Genomic DNA, 12,568 nt, shown 5'->3' with positions numbered 1-12,568 from the left:
CGAGGGGGCCGAGCCGTTGACCGTCCGACCTGGCCGGGCGGGTGGGAACGGGCGGACGGTGCCGGAGGTGCGCCAGGTGCGCCAAGTGGAGGTGCGGGAGGTGCGGAAAGCGCTGGCAGGGCGGGAGGTTCCGGAGACACGGAGGCAGCGGGAGCAGCGGGCAGGGCGGAAGCCGCCGGAGGCGCTGGCGGAGTGGGAAGAGTGGGAGGTGCGGGCGGGATGAGTGGGGAAGTCGTCCACAGGCTGGGGATGGCCGGGGTCGCGGTGCTGGTCCTCGGCTGGGGCATCCGGTCTGTGCAAGTGGCGCGGGGACGGCGTCGTACGCGGCGCCGGGCGGCCGGGCTGCTCGGCCTGGAAGCGCAGGCGGCCGGAGCGCCCTCGGAGATCCCGGGTGCGGTCCGGCGGTGGCCCCCGGCGGCCGGTGCGGCCGGTGCGGCCTGTGGTGTCTGGGTGCTGGTCGGCGGAGTCGGCGGGCTCTTGCTGGGGCTGGGCGTGGGGGCGGCGCTGTGGCGGTGGCGGGAGCGCCGGTCGGCGGCGGACCGCACGGAGGCCGCCGGCATCGCGGGAGCCGAGCGTCGACTTCCGCTCGCCGCCGACCTGCTGGCCGCCTGTATCGCGGCCGGCGCGGGCCCGGTGATCGCGGCACACGCGGTGGGGGAGGCGCTCGGCGGCCCGGTGGGGGAGGCGCTGGCGCGCGGCGCGGCGGAGGTGCGGCTCGGCGGTGAACCGGCCAAGGCCTGGCGGCGGTTGGCCGCTCTGCCTGGTGCCGGAACCCTGGCGCGGCTCCTGGAGCGGGCCGGCGAGTCCGGACTGCCCGCGGCCGGACCGGTCGCCCGCCTGGCCTCGGACGCCCGCGCGGAATGGGCCCGGACGGCGACGGTCCGGGCACGCCGGGCGGCCGTACTGATCTCCGCGCCGGTCGGACTGTGCTTCCTGCCCGCCTTCATCGCGATCGGCGTGCTGCCCGTCGTGATCGGGCTGGCGGGCGGGGTGGTGGGAGGGAGGTGAGCGGTAGGGGAGCGGCCTGGAGCGGGACGTGAATGGCAGAGAACGCCGAACCACAACGGACATGGACCTCACGGGGGTTGAGATGAACGGAAAGCTGAACGCAAAGCTGAAGGAAGCGTTGGTGCGACTGCGGGAGAGGTGCCTACGGCGCCCTCGGGACACGGGGATGGTGACGTCCGAGTACGCGATGGGGATCATCGCCGCCGTCGGGTTCGCGTTGCTGCTCTACGAGGTCGTCACCAGCGGCCAGGTCAGGGCGGAGCTCCAGGCCATCGTGAAGAAGGCCCTCAGTGCGCGGATGTGAGCGAGGGGCGGACCGCGGGTTCGTGACCGCGGAGGCGGCCGTGGTGTTGTCCGTGCTGGTGGCGTTCAGCATGGCGCTGGTCTGGGGGCTGCTGGCGGTGGCGGCCCAGATCCAGTGCGTGGACGCCGCCCGCACGGGCGCCCGTGCCGCCGCCCGGCAGGATCCGGCCGCCGCGGTGGTGACGGTGACCCGGGAGGCGGCGCCGCGCGGGGCGCGGGTGACGGTGGGGCGCCAGGGCGACGAGGTCCGGGTGACCGTGGTGGCCAGACCACCGCTGTTCGGCGGCCTGCCCTTCGAGGTGCGCGAGGAGGCCGTGGCACTGGCCGAGGAGACGGTGGGCGCGGCGGCGGAGGAGGGGCCGTGACGGGGGCGTGGGTGTTCGCACGGCGGCCCTTCGGCTTGCGGCACTTAGGCCCGCGGCCCTTCGGGCTGCGGCACTTTGGCCCGCGGCCCTTCGGCTGGCGCCACGGACACTCCGCGCCAGGGCACTCGGGCCCTGGGTATCCCGGCCCAGGGGACTCGGCTCCGGGGGACTCGGGCCCGGGGTATTCCGGCCCAGGGCACTCCGACCGAGGATCGGCCACTGTCTGGAGTCTCGGGGTGATCGCCCTGCTGTGCGTGGTGTTCGGTGCGGTGCTCGCGCTGGGGCAGGCCGTCGTCGTACGGCACCGGGCGGCCGGCGGTGCGGATCTGGCGGCGCTCGCCGCGGCGGACCATTGGGCCGAGGGAGGTGAGGCGGCCTGCGCGCGGGCCGAACGGTTGGCGACGGGCCAGGGGGTTCGGCTGGTGCGGTGCACGCTCGTGGGAGAGACCTCGGACGTGACGGCGGCCGCGGGAAGAGGGCCGTTCGCGGCTGAAGTGAGGTCGAGAGCGGGGCCGGCGGGGCCGGTGCCATCAGCTGCCTCTGACGGCCCCCGGACCGGACGCTGACCGTGTTCCAGCATGCGGGCGGCGGCAAGGCGTCCACTCGCCGCCAGGCCCCCTGGAGGGGCGCCCACGCCCGGGCCCCGGTCGGCCCGGAGCCGGTGACTGCCGTCGCGTCGGCCGAGCCGCCCCGAGCCGCTCGCTCCCAACCGGCCTACCCCCCGGCCGTCGGCCTGAGCCGCACCTGAACGCAGTACCCAACCGTCCGGCCGTCGGCCTGAGCCGCACCTGAACGCAGTACCCAACCGTCCGGCCGTCGGCCCGAGGCACCCGAACGCAGTACCCAACCCGGCCTGCCGCCCGGCCCACGTCGGCCTGAGCCGCACCAGAACGCGGCCCCCGATCGGCCGTCGGCCCAGCTCCCTATCCTGCCTCCACGCCCTCCGCCGGCCGTGTCCCGGCATGCCGCTGCGGCTGCTCGCCGGGCTGCTCTTCGACGTGTTCGCCGGTCTGCCCCTCGGTCTGTCCCTGGCTGTGCTCGCCGGTCTGCCCCTTGGTTTGTACCTCGGTCCGTTCTGCGGTCTTCTCCTCCGGTGCCCCGCGCAGCAGCACCGTGAGGAGGCGTACGGCCCCTCGCTTGTGGAGTGGGTCGTTGCCGTTGCCGCACTTGGGGGACTGGATGCAGGACGGGCAACCGGCCTCGCACTCGCAGGAGGAGATGGCCTCGCGGGTGGCGGTGAGCCAGGCCCGCGCGGTGTGGAAGGCCCGCTCGGCGAAGCCCGCGCCGCCCGGGTGGCCGTCGTAGACGAAGACCGTCGGCAGGAGGGTGTCGGGGTGGAGCGGGACCGAGACGCCGCCGATGTCCCAGCGGTCGCAGGTAGCGAAGAGGGGCAGCATGCCGATGGAGGCGTGCTCGGCGGCGTGCAGGGAGCCGCCGAGGATCTCCGGGATGATCCGGGCCTCGTCCAGCTGGTCCTCGGTGACCGTCCACCACACCGCGCGCGTGCGCAGCGTACGAGGAGGGAGGTCGAGCTTCGTCTCGCCCAGCACTTCGCCCGTGATCAGGCGTCTGCGGAGGTAGGAGACCACCTGGTTGGTGACCTCCACGCAGCCGTAGCAGAGCCGGCCGGCACCCCAGGGGATCTCGGTGTCCGTCTCCAGGATGGAGATGGACGTGGTGTCGCGGGCGACCGTCGAGTACGGCGGGTCGGCCTGTTCCACCAGGGCCACCGAGTCCTCCAGGTCCAGGGAGCGCACCAGGTAGGTGCGGCCCTGGTGCAGGTGGGCCGCGCCCTCGTGGACCGTGGAGTGCGCGGCACCGGCGTCGACCGTGCCGAGCAGACGGCCGGTGCCGGCCTCGACGACCTGCACCGGGCGGCCGCCCGCGCCCCGGATGTCGGTCAGGTCGGCGGCCCGTTCCCGGCGGGTCCAGTGCCAGGCCTTCGTGCGCCGGCGCAGCAGCTTCGCGGCCTCCAGCTGCGGGAGCACCTCCGCACTGGTGGGTCCGAAGAGTTCCAGGTCCTCTTCGGTCAGCGGGACCTCCGCGGCGGCGGCGCACAGGTGCGGGGCGAGGACGTACGGGTTGTCGGGGTCCAGGACCGTCGATTCCACCGGTTGGCCGAACAGGGCCTCGGGATGATGGACGAGGAACGTGTCCAGCGGATCGTCGCGGGCGACGAGGACCGCCAGGGCGCCCTGTCCGGAGCGGCCCGCGCGGCCCGCCTGCTGCCACAGGGACGCGCGCGTGCCCGGGTAGCCGGCGATCACCACCGCGTCCAGACCGGAGATGTCCACGCCCAGCTCCAGGGCCGTGGTGGCGGCGAGGCCGAGGAGTTCGCCGGAGTGCAGGGCGCGCTCCAGGGCGCGGCGCTCCTCGGGGAGGTAGCCGCCGCGATAGGCCGCGACACGCCTGACCAGGGAGCGGTCGACCTCGGCCAGTTTCTCCTGGGCGATCAGCGAGATCAGCTCGGCGCCGCGCCGGGACCGTACGAAGGCCACCGAGCGCACGCCTTGGACGGTGAGATCGGTGAGCAGGTCCGCCGTCTCGGCGGTGGCGGTACGCCGTACGGGCGCGCCCTTCTCGCCGTGCAGCTCGGTGAGCGGCGGCTCCCAGAGGGCGAAGACCACGTCTCCGCGCGGGGACGCGTCGTCGGCGACCTCGACGACCGGCAGGCCGGTCAGCCGGCGGGCGGCGACGGCGGGCTCGGCGGCGGTCGCGGAGGCCAGCAGGAAGACCGGGGAGGAGCCGTAGCGCGCGCACAGCCGCCGTAGCCGGCGCAGCACGTGGGCGACGTGCGAGCCGAAGACACCCCGGTAGGTGTGGCACTCGTCGATGACGACGTACCGAAGCGATTTCAGGAAGGAGGACCAGCGCGGGTGGGAGGGGAGTATCCCGCGGTGCAGCATGTCGGGATTGGTGAGGACGTAGTTGGCGTACTGGCGGATCCACTCGCGTTCCTCGAACGGAGTGTCGCCGTCGTACACGGCTGGGCGTACGGCATTGCCCAAAGATTGTGAAAGTTCCTTCACCGACCGGCACTGGTCGGCCGCGAGCGCCTTGGTGGGGGCGAGGTACAGGGCGGTGGCACCCCGGCCGTTCGGAGCCTCGGAGCCGTCCAGAAGGGTGGACAGGACGGGCATCAGGTACGCGAGGGACTTGCCGGAGGCGGTGCCGGTGGCGACGACGACCGAATCGCCGTCCAGTGCGTGCTCGGCGGCCAGCGCCTGATGGGCCCACGGATGCTCGATGCCGCACGCCCGTACGGCTGCGATCACCTCTGTACGAATCCGATCAGGCCAGACGGCATGGCGGCCCGCACGCGGGGGCAAGTGCTCCGTATGAGTGATGCGCGCAGCCCGGCTCGGCCCGGAGGCGAGCCGGTCCAGGACCGCGCCCGGAGACGGGCGGGACGCCGGGTCCGCCGGGGATCGATCGGATCGGTGATTCTTGGCCATCGGCACCGAGTGTGTCACTGGCGTGACGGACAATGGAGCCAAGGCGTCGTGCACGCCTGCCGGTAAGTGATTGAATGCCATCGCGGCTGGCGATGCGTCCCGGGGGCCGCAAGGTCAGGTGCCCGAGGGACGTCCGCTCGATAGCAAGGTGCTGGAGGATCCGTGGACCTGTCCCTGTCGACCCGTACCGTCGGCGATCGTACGGTCGTCGAGGTCGGTGGCGAAATCGATGTATACACCGCGCCCAAGCTGCGCGAGCAGCTGGTCGAGCTGGTGAACGACGGCAATTTCCATCTCGTCGTCGACATGGAGGGCGTGGACTTCCTCGACTCCACCGGTCTCGGCGTGCTGGTCGGCGGCCTGAAGCGAGTGCGTGCCCACGAGGGCTCGCTGCGCCTGGTCTGCAACCAGGAGCGCATTCTGAAGATCTTCCGTATCACCGGCCTCACCAAGGTGTTCCCGATCCACACCTCGGTCGAGGAAGCGGTGGCGGCCACCGACTGATCACTGGACCGGTCGCCGGCGTCGGGCTCCTGCCGGGGCCCGGCCGCCGGCCGGTCCTGTCCTGGGCCGATCCGACCGGTCCTGTCCTGGGCCGACGAGGACGAGCCGGCCCGGGCCACACAAGCTCAGCAGGGTGCGGGCGCTCGGCGGCCCCGCTCCCGACCGCACGCCCGTAGTCGCGAGGGGGATGCATGGCCACCGTCGAACTCCGCTTCAGCGCGCTGCCCGAGCACGTCAGGACCGCCCGGCTGGTGGCGGCAGCGGTGGCGCGCAGGGCCGGAGTGGACGAGGCCGTCCTGGACGAGGTGCGCCTCGCCGTGGGCGAAGCCTGCTCCCGTGCCGTGGGCCTGCATCAGAGTCATGACATCACCGCGCCGGTGAAGGTGGCGCTGATCGAGGACGAGAAACAGTTCTCCATCGAGGTCGGCGACGAGGCCCCGCACGCCGTCGTGGGTGGCGACACGCCCGGAGACGCCGACAACGGCGACGCGGAGATGGAGGAGGACGAGATGGGGCTCGCGGTCATCAGCGGCCTCGTCGACGACGTGGAGGTCAGCGCCGGGAAGAACGGCGGCCTGATCCGCATGACATGGCCGGCCACGCCGCCGGCCGTGGCGGCCGTCTGACGTCGTCCCGCGAGGACCGTCCCGTCGTCCGTGGCGGCCGTCTGAAGTCGTCCCGCGAGGACCGTCCCGTCGTCCGTGGCGGCCGTCTGAAGTCGTCCCGCGAGGACCGTCCCGTCGTCCGTGGCGGCCGTCTGAAGTGGTCCCGCGAGGACCGTCCCGTCGTCCGTGGCGGTCGTTCGAGTCGTCACGCAATCCCACAGGGCCCTGCTGAGCAGGGCCCTTGTCGTATTTTCCGGCGCCCAGCGGAATTAGTGAAGGAATTCACGATCAATAGCCCGATCATTTGATCAAGCGTCAATGTGGTCGTCAATGCTTTTAGGGCGTTACCGCTTTCGGGTTCCATGACGTCACCTCGATCATTTGCTGAAGAGCACAAGAAGGCCAATTCCGCTTACTGTCCCCTGTTTAGATCACTCGCGGGTACCTACAATCCGTCCACATCTTGAGCTCAGCCCAAGCGTCAAGGAGGACGAATGGCGGGGCTTTCTACCCCTCATCAGTTGGGTCACCCCACAACCCTCGCGGCTGCGGTACTGACCGACGACAACAGGATCATGGTGGCCGTCATCGCGGCCGTCGCCCTGGCCGCCTTGGTGGTCGCGGGGATCCTGGTGCGTCAGGTGCTGGCGGCCGGCGAGGGCACCGACAGCATGAAACGGATCGCCGAGGCGGTCCAGGAAGGTGCCAAGGCGTATCTCGCCCGGCAGCTGCGCACGCTCGGCGTATTCGCCGTGGTCGTCTTCTTCCTGCTCATGCTGCTGCCCGCGGACGACTGGAATCAGCGTGCCGGACGCTCGGTGTTCTTCCTGATCGGAGCGGTGTTCTCGGCAGCCACCGGCTATATCGGCATGTGGCTCGCCGTGCGCAGCAACGTGCGCGTCGCCGCCGCGGCCCGGGAAGCCACTCCGGCCCCGGGCGAACCCGAAAAGGATCTCACCACCGTCTCGCACACCGCGATGAAGATCGCATTTCGCACGGGCGGCGTCGTCGGCATGTTCACGGTGGGGCTCGGCCTGCTGGGCGCCTCCTGTGTGGTGCTGGTGTACGCGGCCGACGCGCCGAAGGTGCTGGAGGGCTTCGGCCTCGGCGCCGCCCTGATCGCGATGTTCATGCGCGTGGGCGGAGGCATCTTCACCAAGGCCGCCGACGTCGGCGCCGACCTGGTCGGCAAGGTCGAGCAGGGCATTCCGGAGGACGACCCGCGCAATGCCGCGACCATCGCCGACAACGTGGGCGACAACGTCGGCGACTGCGCGGGCATGGCGGCCGACCTGTTCGAGTCGTACGCCGTCACCCTCGTGGCGGCACTGATTCTCGGCAAGACGGCCTTCGGCGACTCCGGACTGGCCTTCCCGCTGCTGGTGCCCGCCATCGGCGTGATCACCGCCATGATCGGCATCTTCGCGGTGGCCCCGCGGCGCGCCGACCGCAGCGGCATGTCCGCGATCAACCGCGGGTTCTTCATCTCCGCGGTGATCTCCCTGGTGCTGGTCGCGGTCGCGGTCTTCGTCTATCTGCCGGCGAAGTACTCCGCCCTCGACGGCGTCACCGACGCGGCCATCAAGGGCAAGGACGGCGATCCGCGCGTCCTCGCGCTGGTCGCCGTGGCCATCGGCATCCTGCTCGCCGCCGTCATCCAGCAGCTGACCGGCTACTTCACCGAGACCAACCGCCGACCGGTGCGGGACATCGGCAAGACCTCCCTCACCGGCCCGGCCACGGTCATCCTCTCCGGCATCTCGCTGGGTCTGGAATCGGCCGTCTACACCGCGCTGCTCATCGGCCTCAGCGTGTACGGGGCGTTCCTGCTCGGCGGTACGTCGATCATGCTGGCGCTGTTCGCGGTGGCCCTGGCCGGCACCGGTCTGCTCACCACGGTCGGTGTGATCGTCGCCATGGACACCTTCGGGCCGGTCTCCGACAACGCGCAGGGCATCGCCGAGATGTCCGGTGACGTCGAGGGGGCGGGCGCGAAGGTGCTCACGAACCTGGACGCGGTCGGCAACACCACCAAGGCCATCACCAAGGGCATCGCCATCGCCACCGCCGTTCTCGCCGCGTCGGCGCTGTTCGGGTCGTACCGCGACGCGATCACCACCAACGTGCAGGACGTGGGGGAGAAGCTGAGCGGGCCGGGCTCGCCGCTGAGCCTGTCGCTGGACATCTCGCAGCCCAACAACCTCGTCGGCCTCATCGCGGGCGCCGCGGTCGTCTTCCTGTTCTCCGGACTCGCCATCAACGCCGTGTCGCGTTCGGCCGGTTCGGTGGTGTTCGAGGTGCGGCGGCAGTTCCGCGAGCACCCCGGGATCATGGACTACACCGAGAAGCCCGAGTACGGCAAGGTCGTCGACATCTGCACCAGGGACGCCCTGCGGGAGCTGGCCACGCCCGGTCTGCTCGCCGTCATGGCGCCGATCTTCATCGGGTTCACGCTCGGGGTCGGGGCGCTCGGCTCCTTCCTCGCCGGCGCGATCGGTGCGGGCACGCTGATGGCGGTGTTCCTCGCCAACTCCGGCGGCGCCTGGGACAACGCCAAGAAGCTGGTCGAGGACGGCCACCACGGCGGCAAGGGCAGCGAGGCACACGAGGCCACGGTGATCGGCGACACGGTCGGTGATCCCTTCAAGGACACCGCCGGGCCGGCGATCAACCCGCTGCTGAAGGTGATGAACCTGGTGTCGCTGCTCATCGCGCCCGCGGTGATCAAGTTCTCCTACGGAGACGACAAGAACATCGGCGTACGGATCGGGATCGCGGTCGTCGCGCTCCTGGTGATCGTCGTCGCCGTGTACATCTCCAAGCGGCGCGGCATCGCCGTCGGGGAGGAAGAGAGCACCGGCCGGGTCGCCAACTCGGCCGACGCGGCGGTGGTTTCGTAGGCCACAGACGGACGGCCTGCGCAATCGGCGGGCGGGCGGCGCGTACTGACGCGCCGCCCGCCCCCCCCCCCCCCAACCCCCCCCCCCCCCACCCCCCCCCACCCCCCCCCCCCCCGCCCCGCCCGCGGCCGCGCCCCCCCCCCCCCCCCCCCCCCCCCCCCCCCCCCCCCCCCCCCCCCTCCTCGTGTGGGCGCGCCCACGTGGTGAGCCTTCTCTCTCATGGTGCGAAGAGTCACAAAAGCCGACTTTTAGGCCGTTCGGTGGACGGAGGGCGACCGTCCGCCGTGTAGATTCCGGTGGCCGAGAGCCATGGAAGGGACCAATCCGGTGAACAAGAAGCTCACGGCCGCACTGTCCGGCGGTGCGGTACTGGTGGCGGCGCTGTCGGGATGCTCCGGCGGTGGCGACAAGGGACCCGATCCCAAGCTGGAGGCCTGGGCCAAGTCGGTGTGCGACGCGGTGCCCGCGCAGGACGCGAAGATCAAGGCGGCGAACGCGGCGATCAGTACGACGGCCGCCGACACCGCCAAGCCCGAGACCCTGCAGAAGACGGACTCGCAGGCGTTCCAGGACATGGCCGACGGTTACAAGGCGATCGCCGCGGCGATCGGCGACGCCGGTGCGCCTCCCGGGGTGGACGGCGGTGCCCGGCGGCAGCAGGACGTGGTGCGCAACCTCAACGGCCTCGCCGCGGCCTACTCGGGCCTGAAGAAGCAGGTCGACGAGCTGAACACCAAGAACCAGGGGAAGTTCGCCTCGGGTCTGCACGACGTCGCCGTGCAGATGGCGGAGCTGGAGAAGAAGCACAAGAGCGGCACCGAGGCGCTGAAGAACCTGCAGCAGGGCGAGGTCAAGGACGCCATCGCCCAGCAGGCCAGCTGCCAGAAGGTCGCTTCCTCCACGCCGCCTTCGACGGGCTGACGTCCCCACGCGCACGCCGCCTTCGACGGGCTGACGACCCGACGCGCACGCCGTTTCGGCCGGCCCACGGCCCCTCGCGCACGCCGTTCGGCCGGCCGACGGCCCATCGCCTCGGCCGGGCGTCTGCCTCACGCGCACGCCGTTTCGGCTGGCCGACGGCCCCGCGCGCACGCCGTTTCGGCCGGATGCCTGCCCCTCTCGGTGCGGCAGGCGGCGGGCCGGTGCGGGGGCGGCTGGTCTCCGTCGTCGTGGGGCGTGCTGAGGCCCCCTCCGGAGCGCGGCGCGGGCCACAATGAGGGTGTGACTGACTCCGGACTCGCCCCCCTGCCCGCCTCCGACCGGCCCGAGACCGCGGCGCGGCTGCGGCACGCCCTGCTGGCCGCCTCCTTCACCGCCGACGGGCTGCTGGACCTGCTCGGCGCCCCCGCCTACGCGGCACTGGCCCGCAGCGAGACCGTGCCCGCCCTGCGGGCGACCCGAGGCGACACACCGCTCGAGACGCTCGTACGGCTGTTTCTGCTTCAACAGCCCGTGCCCCACGCGCGCGCCGCGACCGTGCTGCCGGTCGAGGAGGCCCTCGAGACGGGCTGGCTCACGCGCGCGGGCGGCGACGAGGTGGCCGCGACCGTGGACGTCCGGCCCTACGGCGGTCCGGACGGCGAGGACTGGTTCATCGTCTCCGACCTCGGCTGCGCGGTCGGCGGCGCGGGCGGGATCGGGCAGCGCGACGAAGGCGTCGTCCTCGGCGTCGGCGGTGCCTCCACGACCCTCGCCGGCATCACCGTCCGTACGCCCGTCGGGTCCGCCCTGGACCTCGGCACCGGCTCCGGCATCCAGGCACTGCACGCGGCCCAGCACGCCACGCGCGTGACGGCGACCGACCTCAACCCGCGCGCGCTGCACATCACCGCACTCACGCTCGCACTCTCCGGTGCGCCCGCCGCCGATCTGCGCGAAGGATCGCTGTTCCAGCCGGTCGCGGACGACGAGACGTTCGACCTCATCGTCTCCAACCCGCCGTTCGTGATCTCCCCCGGCGCCCGCCTCACCTACCGCGACGGCGGCATGGGCGGGGACGATCTGTGCCGCTCGCTCGTTCAGCAGGCGGGGGAACGGCTGAGCGAGGGCGGGTTCGCGCAGTTCCTCGCCAACTGGCAGCACGTGGCAGGGGAGGACTGGCAGGACAGACTCAGGTCGTGGGTGCCGCGCGGGTGCGATGCCTGGATCGTGCAGCGCGAGGTGCAGGACGTCACGCAGTACGCCGAGCTGTGGCTGAGGGACGCCGGTGACCACCGCGGTGACCCGGTGGAGTACCAGGCGCGGTACGACGCCTGGCTCGACGAGTTCGAGGCGCGCAAGGTCAAGGCCGTCGGCTTCGGCTGGATCACTCTGCGCAGGACCGGCTCCGACGAGCCCTCGATCACCGTGGAGGAGTGGCCGCATTCGGTCGAGCAGCCCCTCGGGGACGCGATCCTGGCGCACTTCGAGCGCCTCGACTACCTCCGGGCGCACGACGACGCGGCGCTGCTGGACAGCCACTTCACGCTCGCCGCCGAAGTGGTCCAGGAGCAGGTCGGGCTGCCCGGCGCGGAGGACCCCGAGCACGTGGTGCTGCGCCAGCACCGCGGGATGCGCCGGGCCACCAAGGTGGACACGGTCGGCGCCGGGTTCGCCGGCGTGTGCGACGGCACGCTGACCGCGGGCCGCATCCTGGACGCCATCGCCCAGATCGTCGGCGAGGACCCGGTGACACTCCGCGACCAGACGCCCGCCCAGATCCGCCTGCTGGTGGAACAGGGCTTCCTGGAGCCGGTGCGCTGAGACCCGATGCGCGGAGACGGGGCGTGGGTCGGTCGGAGAAACCGGTCGACGGAGCGTGGGCCGGTCGGAGAGACCGGTCGACGGAGCGTGGGTCGGTCTGGGAGACCGGTCGGCGGGGGCGTGGGGCGGTCGGGTCCGCGGACCCCCCGCCGGGCAGGCGGCGTACCCCCGCTCGCCATGCCGTCGTAGCCGCGCCCCGGACCGTGGTCGTATGCCGGTGTCAGATGCCGGGCGGCACCGTGCGGCGCTCGGGACGGGCGGGCCCCGGCAAGCGCGGCGGGCGGTATCCGGAGACGCGGGACGGGCGGCCGCCAGGAAAAAGGCCGGAAAAATACGCGCGCCCCCTCCGTCGCGTCATTATTCGATCGTCAGTTCTATATGGTGGCGGCCTTCCGTTCACCCCGATGTCGCTCGCCGGACGCCTGCGCGTGCCACCCTCCCGACCCTGGGCGGGCCGACGGGACGGAAGGGGTGGGCGGGGGATGGAGAGCGCACCGGCGATCTTCGCTGGAACGGTGTTCGCCCTGTTCGGAGGCGCCCTGCTGGTGTGGACCGGCGTCCGGTTGCGGCGCCGGGAGCCAGTGGCCCAGGGTGTGAACCCGGTCGCATCGGCCACGCTCACGAGCGTGACCGGGACCGTCGCGCTGGCCCTCGCCGCGTACTGCCTGACCCACCTCTGACGTCGG

Annotated in this window: 11 protein-coding genes; 10 read left to right on the top strand and 1 reads right to left on the bottom strand. The window is 72.1% G+C overall.

Features of this window, described 5'->3' with window-relative positions; translation table 11 throughout:
- The first annotated feature begins 219 nt into the window (after nt 1-219).
- From ACGFT2_RS29170 to ACGFT2_RS29155, 4 genes are all read left to right on the top strand, one after another.
- A complete protein-coding gene (locus ACGFT2_RS29170) occupies nt 220-1,008 on the top strand; it encodes a type II secretion system F family protein (RefSeq protein ID WP_393283727.1) in 789 nt (262 codons plus the stop codon).
- A gap of 82 nt (nt 1,009-1,090) precedes the next feature.
- Complete coding sequence (locus tag ACGFT2_RS29165) at nt 1,091-1,312, top strand: DUF4244 domain-containing protein (protein ID WP_393283724.1); 222 nt, start codon at nt 1,091-1,093, stop codon at nt 1,310-1,312.
- Between the two features lie 22 nt (nt 1,313-1,334).
- Nucleotides 1,335-1,676 (top strand): TadE family type IV pilus minor pilin, encoded by a 342-nt coding sequence (locus ACGFT2_RS29160; protein ID WP_393283722.1) that lies wholly within the window; start codon nt 1,335-1,337, stop codon nt 1,674-1,676.
- A 236-nt stretch (nt 1,677-1,912) separates the two neighbouring features.
- Nucleotides 1,913-2,242, top strand: a complete 330-nt coding sequence (locus ACGFT2_RS29155) for an Rv3654c family TadE-like protein (RefSeq protein ID WP_393283719.1) — start codon at nt 1,913-1,915, stop codon at nt 2,240-2,242.
- A 357-nt stretch (nt 2,243-2,599) separates the two neighbouring features.
- Here ACGFT2_RS29155 and ACGFT2_RS29150 read toward each other — a convergent pair whose 3' ends face one another.
- Nucleotides 2,600-5,212, bottom strand: a complete 2,613-nt coding sequence (locus ACGFT2_RS29150; protein WP_393283717.1) for a DEAD/DEAH box helicase — start codon at nt 5,210-5,212, stop codon at nt 2,600-2,602.
- An 81-nt stretch (nt 5,213-5,293) separates the two neighbouring features.
- On the opposite strand from ACGFT2_RS29150, the gene bldG reads away from it, so the two are divergent.
- From bldG to ACGFT2_RS29120, 6 genes are all read left to right on the top strand, one after another.
- Nucleotides 5,294-5,635 (top strand): anti-sigma factor antagonist BldG, encoded by a 342-nt coding sequence (gene bldG, locus ACGFT2_RS29145; protein ID WP_010986038.1) that lies wholly within the window; start codon nt 5,294-5,296, stop codon nt 5,633-5,635.
- Between the two features lie 191 nt (nt 5,636-5,826).
- On the top strand, nt 5,827-6,261 hold the full coding sequence (locus ACGFT2_RS29140; protein WP_393283713.1) for an ATP-binding protein: 435 nt from the start codon (nt 5,827-5,829) through the stop codon (nt 6,259-6,261).
- A gap of 473 nt (nt 6,262-6,734) precedes the next feature.
- Complete coding sequence (locus ACGFT2_RS29135; protein ID WP_393283710.1) at nt 6,735-9,140, top strand: sodium-translocating pyrophosphatase; 2,406 nt, start codon at nt 6,735-6,737, stop codon at nt 9,138-9,140.
- 309 nt (nt 9,141-9,449) lie between these two features.
- The gene (locus tag ACGFT2_RS29130) at nt 9,450-10,061 is read left to right on the top strand and encodes a small secreted protein (protein ID WP_393283708.1); all 612 of its coding nucleotides are present in this window, start codon (nt 9,450-9,452) and stop codon (nt 10,059-10,061) included.
- Nucleotides 10,062-10,361: 300 nt separating this feature from the next.
- Nucleotides 10,362-11,882, top strand: coding sequence for a methyltransferase (locus tag ACGFT2_RS29125; RefSeq protein ID WP_393283705.1), 1,521 nt, complete (start codon nt 10,362-10,364; stop codon nt 11,880-11,882).
- 482 nt (nt 11,883-12,364) lie between these two features.
- On the top strand, nt 12,365-12,562 hold the full coding sequence (locus ACGFT2_RS29120; protein ID WP_393283702.1) for a hypothetical protein: 198 nt from the start codon (nt 12,365-12,367) through the stop codon (nt 12,560-12,562).
- Nucleotides 12,563-12,568: the final 6 nt, after the last annotated feature.

Origin of the sequence: Streptomyces sp. NPDC048514, assembly GCF_043199955.1 — a bacterium.
Lineage (GTDB): Bacteria > Actinomycetota > Actinomycetes > Streptomycetales > Streptomycetaceae > Streptomyces.
This window is presented reverse-complemented; position numbering and strand designations above follow the sequence as displayed.